Origin of the sequence: Kribbella sp. NPDC051586 (assembly GCF_044453965.1) — a bacterium.
Lineage (GTDB): Bacteria > Actinomycetota > Actinomycetes > Propionibacteriales > Kribbellaceae > Kribbella.
The window spans coordinates 1,198,450-1,222,504 of sequence record NZ_JBITDF010000004.1 but is presented as its reverse complement, the minus strand read 5'-3'; the positions used below and the strand labels follow the sequence as shown (position 1 = coordinate 1,222,504).

The following is a 24,055-nucleotide window of genomic DNA, read 5'->3' as shown; positions in this document are numbered from 1 at the left end:
CAAGGTCCTGTCCGCCTTACTGACACTGGGCTTACGGACGCAGGGCTTTACTGACACAGGCCTTACTCACGGCGGGCGGCGCGGCGGGCGAGCTCCTCGCGGTCCAGCCGCTCGGCTTCGGCCGGTGTCGGCGCGCTACCGCCGTACGCGGCCGGCAGCCACCAGGCGCCGGCAGGCTGCTCGGGATAGCCGCGGACGGTCTCGTCGAGCATCCCGGCCATCGTGGACCGCAGCTGTGCGGTCGCCTCGCTCGCGTCGTCGTCGCGCGTCACCGTGATCGGCGCACCGATGCTGATCGAGATCGGACGGTGCCGGGAGAAGTCCCGCGGATGATCCTTGGTCAGCATCCGCTGCGTGCCCCACAGGATCATCGGAATCACCGGTACGCCGGCCTCCGCCGCCATCCTGACCGTGCCGGACTTGAACTCCTTGAGCTCGAACGACCGGCTGATCGTCGCCTCCGGGAAGACGCCGACCACCTCGCCCGCGGCCAGGTGCTCCAGCGCCTGCTGGTACGACGCCGCACCCGCGTCCCGGTCGACCGGGATGTGGTGCATCCCGCGCATCAACGGACCGGAGTACCGGTTGCGGAACAGCACCTCCTTGGCCATGAAGCGGACCAGTCGCTTGCTCGGCAGAGCGCCGTACCCGCCGAGGATGAAGTCCACGTAGCTGATGTGGTTGAGGGCGATCAGCGCACCGCCGGTCCGGGGGACATTCTCCGCCCCGGTGATGCGGAGCTTCAGGTCCAGCACCTTGAACGCGGTCCGCGCGAAGGCGATGACGGGCGGGTACACGAGGTCTCGCATCCCTAGACGCTACAGGGCTCGTACCAACCATGGCCTATGGTTGGCGGTGACAACTTGAGATCGCGGGAGCTCGCACCGTAGTGGGCTGAGAGGGCGGCTGGATCCAGGAATCGCACCTGGCCGGCGCCGCCGACCGCCGAACCTGTCCGGGTAATTCCGGCGTAGGGAGCACCAGCATGGTGAATGTCAGCACGATCCGTCCGGCCGTCACCACGGGCCCGATCTCCGGATCGGAGAAGATCTATCGCGGCGAGCTCGGCGTACCAACTCGTCGCGTCCACCTCACCAACGGCGAGCACTTCGACCTGTACGACACCTCCGGTCCGTACACCGACGCGTCGGCAGGGATCGACGTACAGGCCGGTCTGCCCGCGTTGCGGCGGGACTGGATCGCCGGGCGCCCGGGACTGACCCAGCTCGGGCATGCGCGGGCCGGGACGATCACCGAGGAGATGAGGTACGTCGCTGTTCGGGAGGGACTCGATCCGGAGTTCGTCCGGGCCGAGGTGGCTCGCGGGCGCGCGGTGATCCCCGCGAACCGGCGGCACCCCGAGAGCGAGCCGATGATCATCGGCAAGAAGTTCCTGGTGAAGGTGAACGCGAACATCGGCAACTCCGCCGTCAGCAGCTCGGTCGAGGAAGAGGTCGAGAAGCTGGTCTGGGCGACCCGTTGGGGCGCGGACACGGTGATGGACCTGTCCACCGGGAAGAACATCCACGAGACGCGGGAGTGGATCCTGCGGAACTCACCCGTGCCGATCGGGACGGTGCCGCTGTACCAGGCGCTGGAGAAGGTGAAGGGCGATCCGGCCGAGCTGTCGTGGGAGGTGTACCGCGACACGGTGATCGAGCAGTGCGAGCAGGGTGTGGACTACATGACCGTGCACGCCGGCGTGCTGCTGCGGTACGTGCCGCTGACCGCGCGGCGGATCACCGGGATCGTGTCGCGGGGCGGCTCGATCATGGCGGCCTGGTGCCTGGCGCACCACCAGGAGTCCTTCCTGTACACGCATTTCGCCGAGCTCTGCGAGATCCTTCGCGCGTACGACGTGACGTTCTCGCTGGGCGACGGACTCCGGCCGGGGTGTATCGCGGACGCGAACGACGAGGCCCAGTTCGCCGAGCTGCGGACGCTGGGGGAGCTGACCCGGATCGCGTGGGAACACGACGTCCAGGTGATGATCGAGGGCCCGGGCCACGTGCCGATGAACAAGATCGCGGAGAACGTACAGCTCGAGGAAGAGCTGTGCGGGGAGGCGCCTTTCTACACATTGGGGCCGTTGGCAACCGATGTGGCGCCGGCGTACGACCACATCACGTCGGCGATCGGCGCCGCGCAGATCGGCTGGCTGGGTACGGCGATGCTCTGCTACGTCACGCCCAAGGAACACCTCGGGCTGCCGGATCGTGACGACGTGAAGACGGGCGTGATCACGTACAAGATCGCTGCCCACGCGGCGGATCTGGCCAAGGGGCATCCGGGTGCGCAGGCCTGGGACGACACGTTGTCCAAGGCAAGGTTCGAGTTCCGCTGGGAGGATCAGTTCAACCTCTCGCTGGATCCGGACACGGCCCGGTCCTTCCACGACGAGACGCTGCCGGCCGAGCCCGCGAAGACCGCGCACTTCTGCTCGATGTGCGGGCCGAAGTTCTGCTCGATGCGGATCACCGCCGACATCCGCGCGTACGCCGAGGAGCACGGCCTCGACTCCGCCGAGGCCATCGAGGCCGGTCTGACCGAGATGTCGGAGACCTTCCGCTCCCACGACGGCAAGCTGTATCTGCCGCTCGCCGACTGAGGTCGTCGCTGACGCACCGTGAGTTCGCGACTGGCGTAGAACCGCCGAGCCGCCCGAATCCAGCGGAGAATGGAGGAATCGGCGGCCGGCGGGCTGGTCACCCGGAGTGATCGGCTGAAGCGATTCAGGTTTTGTCCTTCACTCTACGTGAATAAGACTGTAGCCTTAAGCCGTTCAGAAGGAGGTGCAGGGCGATGGTCTTCGTTCTCACGGTAGATCAGCGTGGCAGCCGAAGCACGAGCGATCTCGTACCCGAGCTGCTGAACTCCCTGAACCGCCGGCCGCGACGGACCGGCTTGCTGCGGAAGTTCGAGCGGACCGCCGGCGACGAGGTGCAGGGCGTGCTCGCCGAGGCCCGGCCGACCGTCGACGTGATCGTCGAGCTGCTCCGCGCCGACTCCTGGTACGTCGGCCTCGGCATCGGCGAGGTCGCCCAGCCATTGCCCCGCAGCACCCGGGCCGGCAGCGGCGACGCCTTCGTGTTCGCCCGGGAGGCGGTGACGCGGGCCAAGTCGAGCCCGCATCATGTGAACGTGGTCGGCGCGGATTCGCGGATCGCGGAGCAGGTGGAGACGGTGCTGTGGCTGATGGCGTCGGTACTGCGGCGCCGCAGCGAGCGTGGCTGGGCGGTGGCGGACCTGTTGGCCGAAGGACTCACCAGGCGGGAGATCGGCGTGAAACTGGGGATCAGCCAGTCGGCGGTGACGCAACGCGCGCAGGCGGCGGGATTCGCCGAGGAACAGCGCGGACGGGTGCTGGCCGCGGACCTCCTCGCCCCCGAGGTCGCTGCGTGACGGCGCTGATCCTGTCGTTGACCGCTGCCGGGCTCGTCCTCGCCGTGCTCGCCTGGGTGCCCAGGTCCGGCTCCAACTTCGAGATCGCGATCAGCGGCGTGATGCTGGCCTGTCTTGCCGCCGTCGGTGTTCTGCTTCTTGCGGGCCACGGAGTGGCAGATTGGGCCGAGCGCTGGTGGAACGTGCTGCTCCTGCTGGCAGGAGGCTTGGCGGTGACCGGTGGCGGGCCGCTGACGACCTCCGTGCTGGCGCTGGTCGACCGGAACAACACCCGGGCCCAGTCGACCCAGAAGGCCGGTGAGGTACTGCGCGGCGGCGCGCTGATCGGATCGCTCGAGCGGGCCGCGATCTACGCGTCACTGGTGTCCGGCTGGCCGGAAGGCATCGCAGTCGTGCTGGCGATCAAAGGCCTGGCCCGGTACCCCGAGCTCCGCAGCCCCGACCAGCCCGCCTCGGTCACCCCGCAGGCCGTCGCCGAGCGCTTCATCATCGGCACCTTCACCAGCGTCCTGTGGGCAGTCACCTGCGCGGGCCTCTTACGCTCCCACTGACGTTCAACTCTTGATGACGATGTCGCTGACGACCTTGTCGTGCCAGGTCTGTTGCTTGTCGTCCCAGAGTGGCCAGAGGACGTTCAGGACGCAGAGCTGATTGAAGATCTGGGCGCAGACCTCGCGACCGAGGTTCTTGCCCATGCCGATCAGCTGGCCGGTGTGCGCGTCCACGATCCGCAGTCCGGCCACCTTCTTGCCGAACGACTGGCCGGTGCGGCCCTGCTGGACGATGCGATTCCACACCCAGATGCCGAACGCCACCACGAACCCGCCGATCATCGCGATCCCGCCGCCGGCGCCCAGCTCTTCCTTGTTGCCGTCGATGACCAGTGCGGCCAGCACGCCCGCGATTGCGGGGATCGCCATGATCAGCGAGTCGAGCAGCGATGCTCCGACCCGGCTCGGCCAGTCCGCCAGCCGTCCGGGCGGTGCGTACCCGTACCCGTACCCGCCGCCCGGATTGCCTTGCCCGTAAGGGTTGTAGCCCTGCGGTGGGAACTGGGCCGGCCGGCCAGGGGGATATTGACCGCCGTACGGTCCGGATCCAGGGGTGCTCACGAGGGGTCCTCTCTGGTTGCCTGACACGAGTATCGCGGACACCGGCGGAACGACGAACGCCGCGGCCCGATCGGGCCACGGCGTCCGGAGGTCGTCAGGTCAGAGCTTGATGACGTAGGTGTTGTTGATCTTGTCGGCGAAGGTCTGCCGCTTCTCGTCCCACAACGGCCACAGGTAGCCGAGGTAGCAGGACAGGCCGTCGAGGATGTGGGTGAGCTGGCGGAGGAACGTCCTGCCCACGCCGATCGGCTGGCCGGTGTCGGCGCCGACGAGCTTCAGGCCGAGCACCTGCTTGCCGACGGTCTGGCCGCTGCCGCCCTGGCGGATCAGGATGTTCCAGATCGCGAGACCGATGCCGGCCAGGTAGAAGATGAGGCCGATGATCGCCAGCACCGAGTTGTTGGTGTTGCCCGCGATCGCGGAGCCGATACCGCTCGGCACGCCGATGATCAGGGAATCGACGAACCAGGCGCCGACCCGGTTCGGCCAGGCCGCCAGGTTGCCCGGGATCCCGCCGCCGAAGCCCGGCGCGCCGTACTGCCCGAAGCCAGGCTGCCCGTACGGCTGACCAGGCTGCCCGTACTGACCCGGCTGCTGTCCGTACTGCCCTGGCTGCTGGGGATAACCCGGCTGCTGCCCGTATCCCGGCTGCTGGCCGTATCCGGGCTGCTGTCCGTACCCCGGCTGCTGCTGGCCGCCATACCCGGGCTGCTGCCCGTACTGGCCAGGCTGCTGCCCCGGCTGGCCGGGCTGCCCGTACTGGCCAGGCTGTCCCGGCTGGCCGTACTGACCCGGCTGCTGTGGGTCCTGCGGGCCGTAACCCGGCGGTGGCGTCGGAGAGCTCACGACGATCCCTTCTACTGATGGCAATCTGAGGAGTGAGTTGCAGGCTACGGGTCCGACGGCTCAGACCTGTGAACGGATCCCACGTGATGAGAGTTACCGTTGTGCGGTGAGCGTCTCGCAGAGCGTCGTACTCCGGCCCGCCGGTCCGGTCCAGTCGTTGGACCGCCGGGTGTGGGGCCTGTCCGCGGTCGGTGTCGGCGGGTTCGCCCTGGCCGGGCTGTACCAACTGTCGGGCCAGCGGCTCGGGGTCCCGTGCATCCTGCACGCCACCACCGGTCTGAACTGCCCGCTCTGCGGGTCGACCCGGATGGCGGCCGCCTTGCTCCGCGGCGATCTGGACGCCGCCTGGCACTTCAACCCCGTGATCCTGGTGCTCGGCCCGCTCGTCGGCGTTGCCGTCGGCTACCAAGTGCTTGCCTGGTCACTCGAGTCGCTGCGGCTGGTGCGCCTGCCCAGGCTCTCGATGAGCCCGCGGGTGGCGGACTGGCTGATCAAGGGCGTCATCGCCCTGCTGGTCGTGTACGGCGTCGCTCGCAACCTGAACTGACCTGCGACGACGGTGCCGCGGGGCCACGCGGGCCCCGCGACAAGACTGGTCAGTTGGACGCGAGACCGATGATGTAGAACAGCAGGCCGAGGCCGGTCAGCGCGGCGCCGCCGATCCACGCGACCTTGGCCAGCGTGTCCGAGCGGCCCTGCTCGCGGAACTTGCCCTGGGCAATCAGCCCGAGAACGATCGAGGCCGGCGTACAGATGACCAGGCAGACGATGCCGATGATCGCCAGCGTCTGCGGGGTGCTGCTCTGCGGCTGCGCCCCCGCGCCGTACCCGTAGCCGGACTGCCCGTACGCGCCGTACTGGCCGGGCTGCTGACCGTACGCACCCGGTTGCTGCTGGCCGTAACCGCCTTGCTGGCCGTAGCCCTGCTGCCCGTACTGGCCAGGCTGCTGGCCGTACCCCGGCTGCTGCTGGCCGTACTGGCCGGGCTGCTGCTGGCCGTACTGACCCGGCTGGCCGGGGTACTGGGGCTGGCCATACTGGCCGGGCTGCTGACCGTACTGACCAGGCTGCTGACCGTATTGCCCAGGCTGGCCGTACTGGCCCGGCTGCTCAGGCTGGCTCTGACCGTACGGATCGGGCTGCCCGTACTGGCTCGGCTGTTCACCCGGGGTCTCGGGAGTGTCCTGCGGCCGGTTCTGGTCGTTCTGGTCGTCGCCGGGAGGTGGCGTCGGAGTGCTCACCGCGGTTCCCTTCTGAGAACGTCGAGGAATCCCCGAAGGCTATCTTTTCCACAGGTTCGTGGTCACGTCCCCACACCGGTCCGCGAACCCCTAGGGTCTCGTCTCCGACTGAGACCCCTCGTGAACCCGCGCCCGGTCAGGACCCTGGCGGCGATCCCGACCGCACGCAAACCGTCGTACGGCGGATCAGCCGAAGCGACCCGTGATGTAGTCCTCGGTGGCCTTCTCCGCCGGGTTGGAGAAGATCTGCTTGGTCGGGGCCATCTCGATCAGCCGGCCGGGCTTGCCGGTCGCGGCCAGGTTGAAGAACGCGGTCTGGTCGGAGACCCGCGCCGCCTGCTGCATGTTGTGCGTGACGATGACGACGGTGAACTGGTCCTTCAGCTTCTCGATCAGGTCCTCGATCGCCAGCGTGGAGATCGGGTCAAGGGCCGAGCACGGCTCGTCCATCAGGATCACCTCCGGCTCGACCGCGATCGCCCGGGCGATGCACAGCCGCTGCTGCTGACCGCCGGACAGGCCCGCGCCGGGCTTGTCGAGGCGGTCCTTGACCTCGTTCCACAGGTTGGCGCCGTGCAGGGACCGCTCGACCACCTCGGTCAGCTTCTTGCGATCCTTGACGCCGTTGAGTTTCAGGCCCGACGCGACGTTGTCGAAGATCGACATCGTCGGGAACGGGTTCGGCCGCTGGAACACCATGCCGACCACCCGGCGGACCGCGACCGGGTCGACGCCGGAGCCGTACAGGTCCTGCTGGTCCAGCAGCACCTTGCCCTCGACCCGGGCGCCGGGGATCACCTCGTGCATCCGGTTCAGGGTCCGCAGGAAGGTGGACTTGCCGCAGCCGGACGGGCCGATGAACGCGGTGACCGAGCGGGGCTCGACCGTCATCGACACGTCCTCGACGGCCTTGAAATCGCCGTAGTAGACGTTGAGGCCGCTGACCTCGATGCGCTTAGCCATATCGACTCAGAACCTCTCGTGACTATTTCGACTTGATGGCGCTGAACCGGGCGACGAGCCGGGCCAGCACGTTGAGGACAAGGACAAGCAGGATCAGCGTCAGTGCGGCCGCCCAGACCCGGTCCGCGGCCGGCTGCAGCGCCAGCTCGGTCCGGTCCTGGTTGATCATCGTCGGCAGCGCGCCCATGAACCCGTCGAACGGGTTCAGGTTGATGTTCTTGGAGTAGCCGACCAGGATCAGCAGCGGCGCGGTCTCACCCATCACGCGGGCGAGACCGAGCATGACGCCGGTGACGATGCCGCCGAACGCGGTCGGCACGACCACCTTCATGATCGTCTTCCACTTCGGCACCCCGAGCGCGTACGACGCCTCGCGCAACTCGTCCGGTACGAGTTTGAGCATCTCCTCGGTGGACCGCAGTACGACCGGGAGCATCAGCAGCACCAGCGACAGCGACACCGCGAAACCGACCCGGTTGAAGCCGAAGATCGTGATCCAGACCGCGTAGATGAACAGCGCGGCGACGATCGACGGGACACCGGTGAGGATGTCGATCATGAAGCTGACCACGCGGGCGGTCCTGGTGCCCTTGCCGTACTCGACCAGGTAGACCGCGCCGAGGACGGCGATCGGCACCGCGATCAGCGCGGTGATCAGGGACATGATCAGCGTGCCCATGATGGCGTGGTACGCGCCGCCGCCTTGGCGCCGGACGGTGATGCCGCGCTGCGACTGGCTCCACCAGTCCGCGTTCAGGAGCAGGTGGTAGCCCTTGCTGATCACGGTTCCGAGGATCCACAGCAGTGGGATCATCGCGACCACGAAGGCCAGCACGATCAGCGTGGTGGCCAGCGTGTTCTTGAAGGCCCGGGCGCCCGACTTCCCGGTCAGGTCGAGCATCTGACCGTCGTACGCCGGCTTGTTCTCGGCTGTGATCGTCATGCGGATGCTCCTTGGGCTGCCCCGGCGCGACGGTTGCGGCGGGGGCGCTTGGCGCCGGGGGTGCTGCGGTCGACGATGATCCGGGCCGCGGAGTTGACCAGGAACGTGACCACGAACAGGACCAGGCCGGCCGCGATGTAGGCGCCGGTCTTCTCCGGCGAGTCGAACTCGGCGGCGTTGTTGGCGATCTTCGACGCGAACGTCTCGCCGCCGGCGAAGATCGACGAGTTCCACGGGTCGTTGCCGTTCGGCACCGACAGGATGATGAGCACGGCGACGGTCTCACCGAGCGCGCGGCCGAGGCCGAGCATCGAGGCGCTGACCACGCCGGAACGCCCGTACGGCAGGACCGCCATCCGGATCATCTCCCACTTGGTCGCGCCGAGCGCCAGCGCGCCCTCGCGGTGCGAGATCGGTGTCTGCGCGAAGATCTCGCGGCTGATCGCGGTGACCACCGGCAGGATCATGATCGCCAGCACCACCGACGCGGTGAAGACGACGCCGACGTTGTCGCCCGGCGGCTTCTCGAACAGCGGGATCCAGCCGAGCGCGTCCGACAGGCCGTTGATCACCGGCAGCAGGATCGGGGCGAAGAACAGGATGCCCCACAGGCCGTAGATGATCGACGGCACGGCCGCCAGCAGGTCGACGGCGTACGCCACCGGCTGGGCCAGCCGCTTCGGCGCGTAGTAGGTGATGAAGAGCGCGACGCCGATCGCGACCGGGACCGCGATCAGCATCGCGATGATCGAGCTGATCACGGTGGTGTAGAACATCGCCGCGATGCCGAACCGGGGCTGGTCGCCGCCCGGCTCCCAGACCCGGGAGAACAGGAAGCTGCTCTTGTCGTCGGCCAGCGCCGGAATCGCCAGCGCCAGCAGGAAGATGCCGACGAACGCGACGATCAGGACCACCAGGCCGCCGGAGCCGCGGGCGAAGGCGCTGAACAGGCGGTCACCGAGATGGCCGACCGGGCCGAGCTCCATCTTCTTGCCGGGCTCTGGGGCGGTGGCGGCGGTGTTGGCGGCGGCCGTGGCGGCCGCGGCCTCGGGGCCGGACTCGGTCATCACTTCGGCCGAGAGCTCCGCCTCGTGCTCGGCGTGCTCCTCGGCCAGGTCCTCGAACCGCGGGGTCGGCCCCGCGTCCTCGTGGACCAGGTCCTCGATCTTGGGGTCTTCCTGTCCGGCGGCCTTGCCGTCCGGCCGGTCGGGCGGTGCCGTGCCGTCTGGACTACTCATCGATGGTGCTCCAAGCGCCTGGGTCGTGATCTGTCACGTCTGGGTCCGACGAGGCGAGCCCCGGCCGTCCTCCGATGGATCATCGGACCGGCCGGGGCTCGCATCAGTACTGCTTCGAGATCAGCTGATTGCCTGGATGGCGGCGTCGACCTTGGTCTGGATCTCGGCCGGGAGTGGCGCGTAGTTCAGGTCGGTCAGCGAGGCCTGGCCGTCCTTGCTGGAGAAGTAGCTCAGGAAGCTCTTCACCAGCGCGGTCTTCTCGGCCGGGAGACCCTTGGTGCAAGCGATCTCGTAGGTGACCAGGATGATCGGGTACGCACCCGCGGCCTTGGTCGCGTAGTCCAGCTTCAGAGCCAGGTCGGAGCCGGTGCCGGCCGGCTTCGCGGCGGCCAGGGCCTTACCGGCGGAGTCGGCGGTGAGCTCGATCGGGGTGCCCGAGCCGTTGTCGATCTGGGCGATGGTCAGCTTGTTGTCGACCGCGTACGACCACTCGACGTAGGTGATCGAGTTCTTGGTGCTCTTGACGCCCTCGGCGACACCCGCGGACTTCTCCTTGCCGGCGCCGGTGCCGGTCCACTTCTTGGCCGGCGTGCCGGTCCAGGCGCCACCGCCGGCGGCCTGCAGGTACTTGGTGAAGTTCTCGGTGGTGCCGGACTCGTCGGACCGGAAGAAGACCGAGATCGGGGCCGACGGGAACGTCACGCCCGGGTTCAGCTTGGCGATGGCCGGGTCGTTCCAGGTCTTGATGGTGCCCTGGAAGATCTTCGCGGCGGTCGGGCCGTCGAGGACGAACTTGTCGACGCCGTCGACGTTGATCGCGATCGCGACCGGGCCGATCACCATCGGCAGGTCGATGGCCGGGTTGCCCGCGCAGCGCTTGGTGGCGGCGGTCATCTCGTCGGGCTTCAGCGCCGAGTCGGAGCCGGCGAAGTCGACCTGGTTCGCGTTGAACTGCTTGATGCCCGCACCGGAACCGGTCGGGTTGTAGTTCACCGTGACGTCGGCGCACTTCTCGTTGTACTTGCTGATGACCTCGTCGATGGCGTTCTTCTGCGCCGAGGAACCCTCAGCATTCAGGGTGCCCTGCGGGCAGTCTGCACCGGCGGACGACGACGACGAGGAACCGGGGCTCGACGAGCCGGCAGGCTCGGGGTCACTGCCACAGGCGCTCAGAGCGAGAACGCCGAGGGATGCCACGGCGACGGAGCCGACGCGGAGCAGGCGATTGACGGACACGAGAGTGTTGCCCTTCTGCGGGAATCAGACTTCTGAACTTCCACAGACGGTAGGGAGAGCAGGTGACCGACCGGTCCGTCGCCGGTGAACGAGCGGTGAACGGTTCCGGTAGCGTGTGCGACGCCTGGCGTGCCGACAGGCAGCCATTAGGTGAACTGAGTTAAGAGCCGTCACTCTCTGTCGATGTAAACGGCTGTCGGCTCACGGTCCGGTAACGCTCAGCGCACTGCGAGGGTGAACGCTCGACTGCCTGTGGTCTGGATCCGCAGCCCGTAATACGTCATCCCAGGGACGGCAACACGGTACTGCGTGGTCGTTCCGCGCCCGGCGGCCCGGATGGACATCGTTGCCTTACCTTTAACAACCGGCACCGTGAGCACGCTGCGCCAGTACTTGCCGTCCCACCGCTGCAGGGCGCCCTTCACGGTGCCGCCCGGCTTCACATCCACGGTCAGCTTCACCATCTGCCCGACCTGCGCGGTCCGCACGTTGAACCCGGCCACTGCGAAGTCCGCCAGGGTGGGGATGTACTTCGCGCCCGAGATCGCCATCGCCGTGACCATCGAGTAGCCCTTCCAGGCCGGGGCGTAGAAGCGATACTCGCGACCGCCGACCGCGACCGGTCGCGCCTCGAATCCGTACAGGTCGAACGAGGTGTAGCGCCCGGCGTACTCCCAGGGCTTGGCGGCGTTCGCCCTGGTCTGCATCGTGATCGGGATCCCGGCGCCACCGAACAGCCGGCCGGCGCCGCAGTTGCCCGGGTTGTCGCAGAGCAGCGCGCCCGCGATACCGGAGATCGTCATCGGCTTGCCGAAGACGCCGTACGCCGGCCCGGCTCTCAGGGCGAACTTCATGTCCGTGTAGTAGACCTCGTCGGGTGACGCCCCGCCCCACTCGTTCGTCGCTATCACCCGGGTCGACTGCGGACGTGGGCGCGGCGGCACGACCGCGGTCGTGGTTCCGAGCGGGTACGGGAACCACTCCTGCTTGTCGGTGGGCTCGGTCCACACCTTCACGCCGACCTCGCCGGCCTTGCCGACCGGCACGTCCAGCGGATCGCCCGGCGTGCTGTCCTTCGGATCCGGCGAGTTGGTCCAGGTGAGCCGCAGTGACCCGTCCGCCTGCGGAACCGCGGCAGTCACGGTCGGAGGCTTGGGGATGTTCGTGTCGAACCAGGGTGAGTACGCGGCCGCGCTGTCGCCGGTCGCGTCGGTCGTCACCACGGCGACCCGCGCGGTCTTCCCCCACTGCACTGCCCAGTGATGGTTGAAGTCGTTGCCCGCGGTGGGGAGCCAATCCGTCGGAACCGTTCCGTCCTGGTACTCGATGCGCACCTTGTCGGAGGCCCCGGCATCGGTCCACGTCACCCGCATGAGGCCGGTCGCCGCATCGGACCAACTGACCTGCACATCGGTCGGCGGCGCCGGCGCGGCCTGGGCTGCGGTGGTCTGGAACGCGGCGAGGAGTACGGCGACGGTCGCGGTGGCGACTGTTCTGCGCATGTCTGAGTCCCCCAGGTGAACGGCGCCCGGAGGTCACCCCTGCCACCAGTGCGCGATCGAAAGGTAGCGCACTGTGGGCGGGGGAGGCGAATGTCAGCTGGAGAAGTCCTCCGGGGCGACGCTGTCGAGGAACTGGCGGAAGCGTTCGAGCTCGGCCTGTTCTTCCTCGGGGGTGGCGATGCCGGCTTCGCGAAGCACCTGTTCCGTGCAGCGGATCGGCGTACCAAGGCGGACGGCGAGCGCGACCGAGTCGCTCGGTCTGGCCGACACCCGGGCTCCGTTGGCCAGGACGAGTTCGGCGTAGAAGACCGCGTCGCGCAGTTCGACGATCTCGACGGCCTCGATGTGCACGCCGAACGCCTCGATCAGGTCGCGCATCAGGTCATGGGTGAGCGGCCGCGACGGACGCAGGCCCTGCTCCTCGTAGGCGATGGCGGTCGCCTCGACCGAGCCGATCGAGATCGGCAGGTAGCGGTAGCCCTCGGTCTCGCGCAGCATCATCACCGGGGCCCGGTTGGGCGATTCCATCCGGATCCCGATCAGTGTCAGTTCTCGCATCATCGTCATGGTGCGCCCCGAACCTCTCCTCAGACCGGCACCCGGTGGGGCGCCGGTTCCTCGGGTAGGAACATACCCGTCAGCTCCAGTGTCACCCGGGCGCCCCGTCGGCTGTGCCTGGATCGTCACCGAGCCGTGTCGCAGAGTGCCCAGAATGCATTCTCAGGGAGCGCCGAAGCGCTCGTGGACGAGGCGGCCGTCGGCCAGCCGGTGCGCGACCAGGAACGCCCCGGTGGAGAACTTGCCCACCTTCAGGCCCAGCTCCCGCGACAGAGCCGGCAGCACCGGCCGGTGCGAGCAGACGACGGTCACCTTGCCCGACCGCCACACCCGCTCCGCCAGACCGCGCAGTCCGTCCGGATCAGCGTCGTACCCCCGCTCGGAGATCTCCGGCCAGAGGTGGATATGCCGCTCGATGGAGGCGGCGTACGGCGTGACTGTCGCAGCACACCGCTCCGCGTCGCTGCTGATGAGGCGATTCGCGCCCAGAGCAGCCAGTACGTCGACCAGCCGCTCGGCAACCGCCGTACCTGTGCCGGTGAGCGGGCGGACCGTGTCCTTGCCGTCCCAGTCCTTCCGTTTCACCGCCTCCGCATGCCGGACCACCACCACAGTGGCCACCACTGGCACGGCGTGCTCCAGCGCATCGAGGATGTCCACGTCGCGGGGGTAGCTGAGCTGGTTGCGGGCCTTGTCCACCGGGAGCCAGCTGATCTCGTCCACTTCGTCGTTCGGCTCGAAGACGCCTTCGTTGACCGGTACGGCGGACCAGTAGTGCACCAGCTTCTCCGCGGTCCCGCCGTTCTTGCGGATCGAGTACCGCTGCACACCGAGCGGCGGGCCGAGGACGACCTGAAGCCCGGTCTCCTCCTCGATCTCGCGGCGCGCACCGAGCAGCACATGCTCGTGCGCGGTCAGCTTGCCTTTCGGGAGGGACCAGTCGTCGTACCGGGGCCGGTGCACCAACAGCACCTGCCGGGTGCCGCGGCGCTCTCGCCAGACGACACCACCCGCGGCGATGACCGTCGCCGGGTTGCTCATGCACTCACCTTAAAGAACTAGCTGATGGGTTCAACCGTTCGGCGGCGTCCGCGAGTCGCGATCAGACGCTCCTGCATGTCCCGCAGCGGCTCACCGTCCGGTCCGCTCAGCCGCGGCTGCCAGGTGTCGTCAGCCTGCAGCCACCAGGAACCGGTGCCGTCGTCCAACGCCAGGTCGAACATCTCGCCCAGCTCGGTGACGTGGTCCGGCTCCCTCAGCTGGACCAGCACCTCGACCCGCCGGTCCAGGTTGCGGTGCATCAGGTCGGCCGAGCCGATCCACACCTCCGGCTCACCGCCGTTCTCGAACAGGAACACGCGGCTGTGCTCGAGGAACCGGCCCAGGATGCTGCGGACCTGGATGTTCTCCGACAGACCGGGCACCCCGGGCCGCAGCGTGCAGATGCCACGGATCCACAGGTCGACCGGTACGCCGGCCTGTGAGGCCCGGTAGAGCGCGTCGCACAGGGCCTCGTCGACCAGGCTGTTCACCTTGATCCGGATCCGGGCCGGGCGGCCGGCGTGGTGGTGCTGCACCTCGCGGTCGATCCGCTCGACGAGCCCCCGCCGTACCGACTGGGGGGCGACCAGGATCCGCCGGTAGCCGGCGCTGCGGCCGAAGCCCGACAGGTGGTTGAAGAGCAGTGCGACGTCCTCGGTGACCACCTTGTCGCTGGTGAGCAGGCCGAGGTCCTCGTACAGCCGGGCGGTCTTGGGGTGGTAGTTGCCGGTCCCGATGTGAGCGTAGCGACGCAGGCCGTCCGGCTCGTCGCGAACGACCATCGACAGCTTGCAGTGCGTCTTGAGGCCGATCACGCCGTACACGACGTGACAGCCGGCGTGCTCGAGCTGCCGGGCCCACTTGATGTTCGCCTGCTCGTCGAAGCGCGCCTGGATCTCCACCAGCACCAGGACCTGCTTGCCGGCCTCGGCCGCGTCGATGAGCGCGTCGACGATCGGAGAGTCACCACTGGTCCGGTACAGCGTCTGCTTGATCGCCAGCACATGCGGATCGGCGGCCGCCTGCTCGATGAAGCGCTGAACGCTGGTGGAGAACGAGTCGTACGGATGGTGGACCAGTACGTCGCGCTGCTTGAGCGCGTGGAACATGTCGGCCGGGTTGGAGGTCTCCACCTCCGCCAGGTGCGGATGCGTCGACGGCACGAACCCGGGGTACTTCAGCTCGGCCCGGTCCAGGCTGGCGATCGTGAACAGGCCGCGCAGGTCCAGCGGGCCGGGGAGCTCGAACACCTCGGACTCGGTGACACCCAGCTCGGACAGCAGCAGCGCCTTCACCTGCGGGTCGATCGACTCCTCGACCTCGAGCCGGACGGGCGGACCGAACCGGCGGCGCAGCAGCTCCTTCTCGAGCGCTGCCAGCAGGTTCTCCGCGTCGTCCTCCTCGACCTCGAGGTCCTCGTTGCGAGTCACCCGGAACGTGTGGTGCTGGGTGACCTCCATACCCGGGAACAGCTGGCCCAGGTGGGTCGCGATGACGTCCTCGAGCGGGACGAACCGGCCCTCGGCGACCTTCACGAACCGCGGCAGCAGCGGCGGCACCTTGACCCTGGCGAAGTGCTCGCCGCCGGTGTCGGGGTTGCGGACGACGACGGCCAGGTTGAGGCTCAGGCCGGAGATGTACGGGAACGGGTGCGACGGGTCGACCGCCAGCGGCGTCAGCACGGGGAACACCCGGTCCCGGAAGAACCGGGTCATGTCCTCGCGCTCGCTGTGCTCCAACTCGTCCCAGCGAAGGATCTCGATACCCTGCTCGACCAGCGCCGGCTGCACGGACTTGCGCCACGACTCGGCCTGCCGGTCCATCAGCTCCCGGCTCCTGGCCAGGCTGCGGTCGAGGACCTCGCGGGGGAGCAGACCGCTGGCCGCCTTCACCGCGACGCCGGCGGCGATGCGGCGCTTCAGACCGGCGATCCGGACCATGTAGAACTCGTCCAGGTTGCTGGCGAAGATGGCGAGGAACTTGGCCCGCTCGAGCAGCGGGATCCCGTCGTTCTCGGCGAGCTCCAGGACGCGCTGGTTGAACGCGAGCCAGCTCAGCTCCCGATCGGAGAACCGATCCACCGGAAGGTCGCCGGCCGCACTGATGTCGTACGGCGGTTCGACGTCGTACTCCCGGTTGTGGGATGCCAGCAAGTCTCCAGCCACGCCGTCCAGCATCGCATCCTTTGGTGAACAGCGGGTAGCCGTCCGCGCGTTGGCCGATGTGAGCTTTTCGTTGCCTGCGGGGCCGCTTCTACCGGCTCCGGTTGCTAGCGTCACTCCTTGTGAACCCACGACTGGACTCGGTACTGCGTGACACGGTGACCGCCGTACAAGCAAACGCGCTGACCCCGCTGTACGCGCTGCCCGCGGCCGTCCGCCGCCGCCTCGCCGGGACGCCGATCCAGATCGACGGGAACGTCCTCGACCCCGATCTGCAGCTGCTCCTGCGGCTCGACAATCTGTTGCCTCGCACAACCAAAACCGACGCGGCCACCGCCCGCACCCGCTTCCGCAACCTCTGCAAACTCATCCCCGGCACCCCCGCCGAACTACAGCGAGTAACCGACCTAACCGTCCGCGGCGCCGCCGGCCAACTAGGCGCCCGCCTCTACATCCCCCGCAACGGCAGCGCGTCCGGCTCGGGCTTGGGTTCGGACTCGGGTTCTGGCTCTGGCTCCGGCTCGGGATCGCGCTCCGGTTCTGGTTTCGGTGGGGTGGGGCGCGGTCTGCTGGTCTTCCTTCACGGCGGTGGGTGGGTCGTCGGCGACCTCGACACCCACGACGGTCTGTGCCGGGCGATCGCGGCCGACGCCGGGATCCGGGTCCTGTCCGTCGACTATCGCCTGGCCCCCGAGGCGCCCGCGCCCACCGCCGCCGAGGATGCGATCGCCGCCTTCACCTGGGCCGTCGAACACGCCGACGACCTAGGCGTCGACCCAACCCTCGTCGCCATCGGCGGCGACAGCGCCGGCGGCAACCTGGCCGCCGTCGTCGCCCAGCAGACGGTACGCCGCGGACTCCCGCACCCCGCCCTCCAGGTGCTCCTCTACCCGTCCGTCGACCTGGTAGCCCGCCGCCCCAGCCGAGACCTGTTCTCCGAGGGCTTCATCCTCAGCGAGAACGACATCATCTGGTACCGCGACCACTACACCCCCGACCCCACCATCCGCCCCGACCCGATCGTCTCCCCCCTCCGCGCCAAGGACCTCACCGGCCTCCCACCCACCTACCTGACCACCGCCGGCTTCGACCCCCTCCGCGACGAAGGCCTCGACTACGCCACCGCCCTAACCGCCGCCGGCAACCCCCTGACCCACATCACCCACCCCTCCCTATGCCACGGCTACGCCAACCTCCTAACCGTCCCCGGCAAAGTCCGCGAAGCCCACACCCACCTGACCAACCACCTGAGGTCCGTCCTCTACTAGCTAGCAACCGGACCGCCGCCGCCGCCGCCACCGCCACCGCCGCCACCGCCGCCACCGCCCCGGCCAGCCCGCGTCATCAGCGGCCATCTGAGGGGTCAACCTCTGAGTTGGACGGTTGGCCCCCGGCATGCCAGGGGCCAACCCGCAACGTCAGGGGCCAACCCCTCCCGCGGACTCGCCCAACGGCTGTCTGTTCCCGGCCGGGTACGCCGACGGCACCTGCCGGCACCACTGCGCGACCCGGGAACAGGTACCGACGAGCGCGCCCGCCTCAGCGCCCGGGATCGACGAGAACGGGCACAGCCTCACGGACCAGAAGCGCGGTGGCCGGCCCGGTGATCGGGACGGTGCCGTCGACGTACTGCCAGCCGGTGCCGGCGACGTTGAAGCGGGCGGCGTAGTTGGTCGTCAGCGTGAGACTGACGCTGCCGCGCTTCATGTACTTGTGCGTGATCTCCTTCGACGGGTACGCCTTCCCCGGCGTACTCGTCGTCAGCGCCGGACTCCCATCCCCGAAGTGCCAGGTGTAACTGATCGGCGTCGCCTCAACCACCACCGGGAAACCAAGCAACGTGACGGCCGTCGTCGAAACCTTGCTGTCCTCGGTGTAAACGATCGTATCCAGATTCACCAACGTCCGCCCGTCAGGCTGCACCTTCACCGAAAGCCCCGGAAACATCACGTCCTTCGCCTCGGACCGAATCTGTTCCCAGGTGACATCCTGAGGCCGCGGGGTCACCACCCGCGGCACACGCCGCCGCGAAATCTTCAGATCATCAGGAGTCATGATTCCGCACCGGGAAGGGCCCGGCACAGTTCCGTCGGGCTGCCGACGACCGCATACGCCGATGTTGAGCTTGATGTCATCCCGGTCCGAGATCGCCGTCGTCAGCTCGTCCTTGGATCGGCGAGGCCCGGAGGGCGTGCTGGTCCCGGCGCCAGGCGGTTTGGACTTCGAACTCGTCTTCTTCCCAGGTTTGCCTTCGGTCAGTCGGCCGTCGGTTCGCTTCGTGGCCCCCGTCGTTATGCCGTCCTTGTTCTTATGGACCTTCACCGGTCCTGGCTTGGCGGGGTCTTGCTCAGACAGCTCGGTGGATGCCCAGGCGATCCCAGATGTGGCTATCGAGGCGAACAGGAGTCCTGCTGCGATGCCCGTTGTCACCTTCATTGCTTCGTCTGCTTCATCTCGTACATCACCCAATTTCCACTCTGGGTAGACAGAGCGAATTCACGAGTGTATTTCGAAGGTTTGCTGACCAATGGAGCGTCGGTCTTGGTCTCTTTGCTTGTGTATGCGCCGACACTCAGGGTGGCAGATCCGCCTGCAAATCCGGGCTTGCCCCGATTCAACTCCGGTACGTCGGTGATGTGCTCGTGGTAATCGCCGGACAGCAGGCCATTTGCCGCATTGGATTTCGCGATGAAGTCCGCGTAGGCCTTGCAGTTCCCGCAGCCCCGGTCGCTGGCGCTCAGCAGAGCGGCCGTGTCGCCGGTGTCAGCGGCGTAGTTCATCAGGTCGCTGTAGTAGCGAACGAATTGCTCTGCCGCCGCGAGCGTGACGCCTTGGGCGGTGCTCGGCCGATCCGGTGCGGCAGTCGCGGTCGGGAATGGAGATTCCTGACCGGTCGTGTTGAAAGAGGTGGGCTGCGCACTCGGGGATGGTTCGTGGCTCGTTCCGCCAGACGACGGCGGCGGGGCCGTGTTGGGGCGGCCGGCTTCTGGGCTGCCCTGGGTGCAGGCGGTTAGGAGTGTGGTGGTGGCTAGGCAGGCCAGGAGTGTGCGGATTGGCCTGTTGCGGTGTGTCACGAGTGTCAGCCCTCCGTAGTCGGACTGATCGTAACGGGGGTGTGGGGCTGGGTTCGATGTCAAAAGGTGCAGTTGTGGATAAGTGGGTGGGGCCCAGGAGCCGCCCGGCTGGGGGGTTAGAGGCTCGGACGGCTCCTGGTTGGTGGTGGGACGGGTGGGGTGGGGGATTATGACGCGAAGTGAGCGGGTGACTTCGGTGTGAGGTCGTTCACAGGAGGGTGCAGACGTCGACTCAGGCGGGGGCGTACTGGACGTCGAGGGCGGCTGTGGTGAAGCCGAGGGAGGTGTAGAGGGCTCGGGCTGCCGTGTTGGTGCCGTCTACGTAGAGGACGATCGTGTCCAGGTTGCGGTCGGTCTGGAGGTACTGCAGGCCTTGGAGGGTCAGGGCCTTGCCCAGGCCGCTGCCTTGGTGGCTGGGGGAGACGCCTACGACATAGACCTCGCCGACGCCGTCCTCGACCTTCGTCCAGTGGAAGCCCGCGACTGCATCAGTGGCGGAATCGACGGCCAGGAAGAAGCCATCGGGATAGAACCACGGCTGCTGCAAGCGCTCGGCAAGGTCCGCGGCGGTCCAGCTGCCCTGCTCGGGGTGGTCGGCAAAGGCCGCCGCATTGACCGCTAGCCAGGCCGCATCGTCCTGTCCGGGGACGAACGTGCGTACTGCGATCCCGTCCGGCCAGACCGGGTCCGGGAGTGAAGCCCTGGTACGCCGGAGGAAGTAGAGCTCCCGTGTGACCTCCAGGCCGAGTCGCTGGGCCAGCTCGTCGGAGCCGGGTAGACGTCCGTGGGCCCAGACCCGCGTACGGGTCCCGCCGTGGTCGAGCAGCATGCGGAGGAGCGCCGTACCGAAGCCCTGCCGGCGGAAGTCCGGACCGACGAAGAGTTCGGCAGAGCCGTCGGGCGACAGGGCGCCGTACCCGACGAGGTTGCGGGCGCTCTGCAGGCCGGTGACCTCGATCGTGCCGGGATCGCCTTCGTACGCGAGCACGTGCACGTCGTCGGGGTGCTCGCCGTCCAGGTGCAGCAGCGTGCGTTCGGACAGCGGATTGACGCGGTCGCTGTGTGCAGCCGCGCGGGCGAGTTCGGTGACGGCGGCGGCGGTGGCCGAGGGCAACGGTGAGGGAACGGCTTCGAGGGTCACCGGAACACAGTAAAAGAGTTCAGCTGAGTTCATTCTCAGGTTCTGGAAAGAGGGTTTGCTGCTCAGGTAGCTTCAGCGCACCCACCAACCAAGACAACGGAGTAGACATGGCCCTGACAGGACGAGACAAAGCGCGGCTGGGGGGACGGCGCGCGGTCGGACTGCTCGCCGCCGGGACGGCCGCTGTGCTCGCCTTGGCCGCGGGGGGATCCGTGAGCCAGGCCGCCGGTACGACGGGGCAGGAGTCGCAGGCCGCCGTACAGGCGAAGAAGCCCAAGCCGACGCACACCCAGATCCAGTTGCTCGCGATCAACGACTTCCACGGCAACCTGGAGCCGGCCACCGGGTCGGGCGGCAACATCAACGGCATCCCGGCGGGCGGCGCGGCGTACCTCGCGACGTATCTCAAGGACCTGCGAGCCGCCGCCAAGGCGAAGGGCCAGGACTCGGTCACGGTCGCCGCCGGTGACCTGATCGGCGCTTCGCCGCTGCTGTCGGCCGCGTTCCACGACGAGCCGACGATCGAAGCGATGAACGGGATGGGACTCGAGGTTGCATCGGTGGGCAACCACGAGTTCGACGAGGGCTGGCACGAGCTGCTCCGGATGCAGACCGGCGGCTGCCTGCCGGACGGCGACGGGCAGAACAACCAGAACTCCTGCCCGGACGCGAAGCACCCGTTCACCGGCGCCAAGTTCAAGTACCTCTCGGCGAACGTTTTCTTCACCAACACCCAGAAGACCTTGTTCGCGCCGTACACGATCAAGACCTTCGCGGACGGCCAGAAGGTCGGCTTCATCGGCATGACGCTGGAGAACACGCCGAACATCGTGACCAAGTCCGGCGTCGACGGGCTGACCTTCAAGGACGAGGTCGAGACCGCGAACGCGCTGGTCCCGGTGCTGGAGAAGAAGGGCGTGAAGTCGATCGTCGTGCTGCTGCACGAGGGCGGGTTCCCGGCCGACCCGAAGGCGTACAACAGCTGCCCGGGCATCTCCGGCCCGATCATGGACATCAACGCCAACCTGGACCCCCGGATCGACGCGATCATCTCCGGCCACACCCACCAGGCGTACAACTGCTCCCTGGCGGACAAGGCCGGCAAGCCGCGGCTCGTCACCAGCGCGTCGTCCTTCGGCCGGCTCGTCACCGACGTCCGGCTGAGCATCGACAACGCGACCGGCGACGTCGACCGGGTGAACACGCTGGCGAACAACCAGATCGTCACCCAGGACGTGGTGCAGGACCGCAAGACGGCTGAGCTGATCACGAAGTACAAGACGCTGGTCGCCCCGATCGAGAGCAAGGTCATCGGCCACATCACCACCCCGTCGGTGGTGCGGACGAACGACGACTCGCTCGAATCCCCACTGGGCAACCTGATCGCCGACGCACAGCTGGCCGACCCGTCCGCGGTGTCGGGCGGGAAGCCACCGGTCGCCGCGTTCATGAACCCTGGCGGCATCCGCGCGGATCTCGCGTCGAACAACGGTGAGGTCACCTTCGGGCAGGCGTTCACCGTGCAGCCGTTCAACAACTTCCTGGTCTCGATGGACATGACCGGGGCGCAGATCAAGACGCTCCTCGAGCAGCAGTTCTCCGGTGTGAACGGTCCGGACGCGCCGAAGTACAAGGTGCTCCAGGTCGCGGGCATCACCTACACCTGGAACCCGGCCGCCGCGGCGGGCTCGAAGATCGTCGCCGGCTCGATCAAGATCGGCGGCCAGCCGCTGGTGGACGGTACGTCGTACCGCATCGTCACGAACAACTTCCTCTCCGACGGCGGTGATGGCTTCCCGGCCTTCACCACCGCGACGAACAAGGTGTTCGGCGGTCTCGACATCGACGCGTTCGCCAACTACCTGACCGCCCACGACCCGTACACCCCGGTCGCCACCGACCGCATCTCGATCGGCTCCTGAAGCCGGCCGTTCGACCCGGGAGGGGTCCCGGCGCACCGAAGTACGCCGGGACCCCGACGGTTTTTCGTTCCGCGAAAGCTTTTGATACCTTGCGTACTCAGGCTTTTACGGAAGGTGAGCGATGGCGCACGTTGCTCCGACCTCGCATCGGCGGGCCAGTCGCTCGCCGCATCGCGGGCATCGCAGCGGTGATGGGCCGGTCCAGACCACCAGCTGGCTCGGGTTGACGTTTGCATTCGTGGTGGGGCTCGTGCTCACGGCCCAGTCGCACGTCGGCGTTCACGCCGCCGGGATCACCCTGCTGGTGATGCTGGTCCCGATCACGATCGGGACGTTCGTGGCGGCGTTCCGGCAGGGCGTCGGGTCCTGGATGGCGGCCCTGCTCACGGCGGCCGCGCTCGCGGTGACCTTGCTGAAGTTCTTCTTCTGAGCCGGGCTCAGGACTTCGCTTCGGCCGGCTCGCGGGTCGCGGGTGCCGGCGGTACGACGAAGCGGTAGCCGACGTTGCGGACGGTGCCGATGAGCGACTCGTGCTCGGGGCCGAGCTTCGCGCGCAGGCGTCGTACGTGCACGTCGACCGTCCGGGTGCCGCCGAAGTAGTCGTAGCCCCAGACCTCTTGCAGCAGCTGCTCGCGGGTGAAGACGCGGCCGGGGTGCTGGGCGAGGAACTTGAACAGCTCGAATTCCTTGTACGTCAGGTCGAGCGCCCGGCCGTTGAGCTTCGCCGTGTACGACGCCTCGTCGATCACGACGTCGCCGCTGCGGATCAGCGTGGACTCGGGCTCGACATTGCGGGTCGCGGCCAGGCGGCCGATGACGAGTCGCAGCCGGGCCTCGATCTCGGCCGGGCCGGCGGTGTCGAGCAGCACGTCGTCCGCGCCCCAGTCGGCGTTGACCGCGGTCAGGCCGCCCTCGGTGACGACCAGGATCAGCGGGACCTCGATGCCGGTCGTCCGGATCAGCCGGGAGGCGCTCCGGACGGCGACCAGGTCGCGGCGGGCGTCGAGCAGGACCGCGTCCGCGTCCGGCGCGTCGACAAGCGCGGCGACCTCAGGCGGCAGGATCCGGATCTGGTGCGGGAGCAAAGCGAGCGAGGGCAGGACCTCGGTGGAGGCCTGCAGCGCGTTCGTCAGCAGAAGCAACGTGCTCACGCCGTCTCCTTGTGCTGATTATCGGATCCGGCGGATGCGATCCGGTCCTCGTGCACGTCAGGCCCCGACGGCGTCGTTGCCGGGGGCCTGAGACACACTGGGCATAACAGCAAGCTGACATAATAGCGGAAGACTTAACCGATTAGTGAGGCGCCGACCAGATGCCGGAAGTCACCATCAGGTACTTCGCCGCCGCGCGTTCAGCGGCGGGCGAGTCGTCGGCGACCGCCGAGGCCGGGTCGATCCGTGACCTGGTCCGCACCGTCTCCACCGATCGCCCGGAGCTCGCGCGGGTGCTGTCGATCTGCACCTTCCTCCTGGACGGCGAGCGCGCCGAGCCGGGGACGCCGCTGAGCCAGGGCGCCCTGGTCGACGCGCTCCCACCTTTCGCCGGCGGCTGAGTCAGGCAGCTGTACCGCGCGGCTCAGAACCCCGACTGAGCACCCCGTCTGAGCACCCCGACTGAGGACCAATCTCGGGACCCATCTGAGGACCCGGCCGGGGAGCTTCCGGCGGGGTAGAT

At 68.0% G+C, this 24,055-nt stretch carries 24 protein-coding genes and 1 riboswitch; of the genes, 8 read left to right on the top strand and 16 right to left on the bottom strand.

Annotated features, from left to right (window positions below):
• Window positions 1-62: 62 nt before the first annotated feature.
• Entirely contained in the window at window positions 63-809 is a 747-nt protein-coding gene (locus ACIA58_RS32725; protein ID WP_396407669.1) for a lysophospholipid acyltransferase family protein, read from the bottom strand.
• Window positions 810-861: 52 nt separating this feature from the next.
• A riboswitch (TPP riboswitch) is annotated at window positions 862-994 on the top strand.
• Here ACIA58_RS32725 and thiC point away from each other — a divergent pair.
• The 3 genes from thiC to ACIA58_RS32710 all read left to right on the top strand — a co-directional run bounded on the left by thiC (window position 986) and on the right by ACIA58_RS32710 (window position 3,953).
• Window positions 986-2,608, top strand: coding sequence for a phosphomethylpyrimidine synthase ThiC (gene thiC, locus ACIA58_RS32720; protein WP_396407668.1), 1,623 nt, complete (start codon window positions 986-988; stop codon window positions 2,606-2,608). Its footprint overlaps the riboswitch before it by 9 nt.
• A gap of 194 nt (window positions 2,609-2,802) precedes the next feature.
• Window positions 2,803-3,402 (top strand): transposase, encoded by a 600-nt coding sequence (locus tag ACIA58_RS32715; RefSeq protein ID WP_396407667.1) that lies wholly within the window; start codon window positions 2,803-2,805, stop codon window positions 3,400-3,402.
• On the top strand, window positions 3,399-3,953 hold the full coding sequence (locus ACIA58_RS32710) for a hypothetical protein (RefSeq protein ID WP_396407666.1): 555 nt from the start codon (window positions 3,399-3,401) through the stop codon (window positions 3,951-3,953). Before ACIA58_RS32715 ends, ACIA58_RS32710 begins: the two co-directional genes overlap by 4 nt.
• 3 nt (window positions 3,954-3,956) lie before the next feature.
• Here ACIA58_RS32710 and ACIA58_RS32705 read toward each other — a convergent pair whose 3' ends face one another.
• Together ACIA58_RS32705 and ACIA58_RS32700 are read right to left on the bottom strand one after the other, a co-directional pair.
• Entirely contained in the window at window positions 3,957-4,514 is a 558-nt protein-coding gene (locus tag ACIA58_RS32705; protein ID WP_396407665.1) for an RDD family protein, read from the bottom strand.
• A gap of 99 nt (window positions 4,515-4,613) precedes the next feature.
• Window positions 4,614-5,360 carry an RDD family protein gene (locus ACIA58_RS32700; RefSeq protein ID WP_396407664.1) on the bottom strand — a complete coding sequence of 249 codons (747 nt, stop codon included), beginning with the start codon at window positions 5,358-5,360 and terminating at the stop codon, window positions 4,614-4,616.
• A gap of 106 nt (window positions 5,361-5,466) precedes the next feature.
• On the opposite strand from ACIA58_RS32700, the gene ACIA58_RS32695 reads away from it, so the two are divergent.
• The gene (locus tag ACIA58_RS32695) at window positions 5,467-5,907 is read left to right on the top strand and encodes a DUF2752 domain-containing protein (RefSeq protein ID WP_396407663.1); all 441 of its coding nucleotides are present in this window, start codon (window positions 5,467-5,469) and stop codon (window positions 5,905-5,907) included.
• 49 nt (window positions 5,908-5,956) lie between these two features.
• On the opposite strand, the gene ACIA58_RS32690 is transcribed toward ACIA58_RS32695, so the two are convergent.
• The 9 genes from ACIA58_RS32690 to ACIA58_RS32650 all read right to left on the bottom strand — a co-directional run bounded on the left by ACIA58_RS32690 (window position 5,957) and on the right by ACIA58_RS32650 (window position 16,259).
• A complete protein-coding gene (locus ACIA58_RS32690) occupies window positions 5,957-6,601 on the bottom strand; it encodes a hypothetical protein (RefSeq protein WP_396407662.1) in 645 nt (214 codons plus the stop codon).
• A 186-nt stretch (window positions 6,602-6,787) separates the two neighbouring features.
• Window positions 6,788-7,564, bottom strand: coding sequence for a phosphate ABC transporter ATP-binding protein PstB (gene pstB, locus ACIA58_RS32685; RefSeq protein WP_396407661.1), 777 nt, complete (start codon window positions 7,562-7,564; stop codon window positions 6,788-6,790).
• Window positions 7,565-7,586: 22 nt separating this feature from the next.
• Window positions 7,587-8,507, bottom strand: coding sequence for a phosphate ABC transporter permease PstA (gene pstA, locus ACIA58_RS32680; RefSeq protein WP_396407660.1), 921 nt, complete (start codon window positions 8,505-8,507; stop codon window positions 7,587-7,589).
• Window positions 8,504-9,493 (bottom strand): phosphate ABC transporter permease subunit PstC, encoded by a 990-nt coding sequence (gene pstC, locus ACIA58_RS32675; protein ID WP_396407844.1) that lies wholly within the window; start codon window positions 9,491-9,493, stop codon window positions 8,504-8,506. Before pstC ends, pstA begins: the two co-directional genes overlap by 4 nt.
• Window positions 9,494-9,865: 372 nt before the next feature.
• Window positions 9,866-10,981: a phosphate ABC transporter substrate-binding protein PstS gene (pstS, locus tag ACIA58_RS32670; protein ID WP_396407659.1), complete on the bottom strand. Its 1,116-nt coding sequence runs from the start codon at window positions 10,979-10,981 to the stop codon at window positions 9,866-9,868.
• Window positions 10,982-11,199: 218 nt separating this feature from the next.
• Window positions 11,200-12,483, bottom strand: coding sequence for a hypothetical protein (locus ACIA58_RS32665; protein WP_396407658.1), 1,284 nt, complete (start codon window positions 12,481-12,483; stop codon window positions 11,200-11,202).
• A gap of 93 nt (window positions 12,484-12,576) precedes the next feature.
• Window positions 12,577-13,041, bottom strand: a complete 465-nt coding sequence (locus tag ACIA58_RS32660; RefSeq protein WP_166679510.1) for a bifunctional nuclease family protein — start codon at window positions 13,039-13,041, stop codon at window positions 12,577-12,579.
• A 162-nt stretch (window positions 13,042-13,203) separates the two neighbouring features.
• Window positions 13,204-14,082 (bottom strand): NUDIX domain-containing protein, encoded by an 879-nt coding sequence (locus tag ACIA58_RS32655; protein ID WP_396407657.1) that lies wholly within the window; start codon window positions 14,080-14,082, stop codon window positions 13,204-13,206.
• Window positions 14,083-14,099: 17 nt separating this feature from the next.
• Window positions 14,100-16,259: an RNA degradosome polyphosphate kinase gene (locus tag ACIA58_RS32650; protein WP_396407656.1), complete on the bottom strand. Its 2,160-nt coding sequence runs from the start codon at window positions 16,257-16,259 to the stop codon at window positions 14,100-14,102.
• Between the two features lie 107 nt (window positions 16,260-16,366).
• Here ACIA58_RS32650 and ACIA58_RS32645 point away from each other — a divergent pair, with 107 nt between their 5' ends.
• Window positions 16,367-17,512 carry an alpha/beta hydrolase gene (locus ACIA58_RS32645; RefSeq protein WP_396407655.1) on the top strand — a complete coding sequence of 382 codons (1,146 nt, stop codon included), beginning with the start codon at window positions 16,367-16,369 and terminating at the stop codon, window positions 17,510-17,512.
• Window positions 17,513-17,783: 271 nt separating this feature from the next.
• On the opposite strand, the gene ACIA58_RS32640 is transcribed toward ACIA58_RS32645, so the two are convergent.
• The 3 genes from ACIA58_RS32640 to mshD all read right to left on the bottom strand — a co-directional run bounded on the left by ACIA58_RS32640 (window position 17,784) and on the right by mshD (window position 20,459).
• Window positions 17,784-18,191 (bottom strand): PKD domain-containing protein, encoded by a 408-nt coding sequence (locus ACIA58_RS32640; RefSeq protein ID WP_396407654.1) that lies wholly within the window; start codon window positions 18,189-18,191, stop codon window positions 17,784-17,786.
• A 485-nt stretch (window positions 18,192-18,676) separates the two neighbouring features.
• Window positions 18,677-19,318 carry a DUF6318 family protein gene (locus tag ACIA58_RS32635; protein WP_396407653.1) on the bottom strand — a complete coding sequence of 214 codons (642 nt, stop codon included), beginning with the start codon at window positions 19,316-19,318 and terminating at the stop codon, window positions 18,677-18,679.
• Between the two features lie 232 nt (window positions 19,319-19,550).
• Window positions 19,551-20,459 carry a mycothiol synthase gene (mshD, locus tag ACIA58_RS32630; protein WP_396407652.1) on the bottom strand — a complete coding sequence of 303 codons (909 nt, stop codon included), beginning with the start codon at window positions 20,457-20,459 and terminating at the stop codon, window positions 19,551-19,553.
• A 107-nt stretch (window positions 20,460-20,566) separates the two neighbouring features.
• Between mshD and ACIA58_RS32625 the strand changes: the two genes are divergently transcribed.
• A complete protein-coding gene (locus ACIA58_RS32625) occupies window positions 20,567-22,381 on the top strand; it encodes a bifunctional metallophosphatase/5'-nucleotidase (RefSeq protein ID WP_396407651.1) in 1,815 nt (604 codons plus the stop codon).
• Between the two features lie 121 nt (window positions 22,382-22,502).
• A complete protein-coding gene (locus tag ACIA58_RS32620) occupies window positions 22,503-22,811 on the top strand; it encodes a hypothetical protein (protein ID WP_396407650.1) in 309 nt (102 codons plus the stop codon).
• Window positions 22,812-22,818: 7 nt separating this feature from the next.
• Here the strand turns inward: ACIA58_RS32620 and ACIA58_RS32615 are convergent, their stop codons facing one another.
• Window positions 22,819-23,532 carry a winged helix-turn-helix domain-containing protein gene (locus tag ACIA58_RS32615; protein ID WP_396407649.1) on the bottom strand — a complete coding sequence of 238 codons (714 nt, stop codon included), beginning with the start codon at window positions 23,530-23,532 and terminating at the stop codon, window positions 22,819-22,821.
• A gap of 161 nt (window positions 23,533-23,693) precedes the next feature.
• Between ACIA58_RS32615 and ACIA58_RS32610 the strand changes: the two genes are divergently transcribed.
• Entirely contained in the window at window positions 23,694-23,933 is a 240-nt protein-coding gene (locus ACIA58_RS32610) for a MoaD/ThiS family protein (protein WP_396407648.1), read from the top strand.
• Window positions 23,934-24,055 lie beyond the last annotated feature (122 nt).

What these genes read in the sequence shown, in the direction of transcription:
- ACIA58_RS32715 (WP_396407667.1), top strand. Translation starts at nt 2,803, where the DNA reads ATGGTCTTCGTTCTCACGGTAGATCAGCGTGGCAGCCGAAGCACGAGC.
- ACIA58_RS32655 (WP_396407657.1), bottom strand. Translation starts at nt 14,082, where the DNA reads ATGAGCAACCCGGCGACGGTCATCGCCGCGGGTGGTGTCGTCTGGCGA.
- ACIA58_RS32660 (WP_166679510.1), bottom strand. Translation starts at nt 13,041, where the DNA reads ATGCGAGAACTGACACTGATCGGGATCCGGATGGAATCGCCCAACCGG.
- ACIA58_RS32625 (WP_396407651.1), top strand. Translation starts at nt 20,567, where the DNA reads ATGGCCCTGACAGGACGAGACAAAGCGCGGCTGGGGGGACGGCGCGCG.
- ACIA58_RS32620 (WP_396407650.1), top strand. Translation starts at nt 22,503, where the DNA reads ATGGCGCACGTTGCTCCGACCTCGCATCGGCGGGCCAGTCGCTCGCCG.
- pstC (WP_396407844.1), bottom strand. Translation starts at nt 9,493, where the DNA reads ATGGAGCTCGGCCCGGTCGGCCATCTCGGTGACCGCCTGTTCAGCGCC.
- ACIA58_RS32610 (WP_396407648.1), top strand. Translation starts at nt 23,694, where the DNA reads ATGCCGGAAGTCACCATCAGGTACTTCGCCGCCGCGCGTTCAGCGGCG.
- ACIA58_RS32640 (WP_396407654.1), bottom strand. Translation starts at nt 18,191, where the DNA reads ATGTTTCCGGGGCTTTCGGTGAAGGTGCAGCCTGACGGGCGGACGTTG.
- thiC (WP_396407668.1), top strand. Translation starts at nt 986, where the DNA reads ATGGTGAATGTCAGCACGATCCGTCCGGCCGTCACCACGGGCCCGATC.
- ACIA58_RS32665 (WP_396407658.1), bottom strand. Translation starts at nt 12,483, where the DNA reads ATGCGCAGAACAGTCGCCACCGCGACCGTCGCCGTACTCCTCGCCGCG.
- ACIA58_RS32650 (WP_396407656.1), bottom strand. Translation starts at nt 16,259, where the DNA reads ATGCTGGACGGCGTGGCTGGAGACTTGCTGGCATCCCACAACCGGGAG.
- ACIA58_RS32725 (WP_396407669.1), bottom strand. Translation starts at nt 809, where the DNA reads ATGCGAGACCTCGTGTACCCGCCCGTCATCGCCTTCGCGCGGACCGCG.
- pstB (WP_396407661.1), bottom strand. Translation starts at nt 7,564, where the DNA reads ATGGCTAAGCGCATCGAGGTCAGCGGCCTCAACGTCTACTACGGCGAT.
- pstA (WP_396407660.1), bottom strand. Translation starts at nt 8,507, where the DNA reads ATGACGATCACAGCCGAGAACAAGCCGGCGTACGACGGTCAGATGCTC.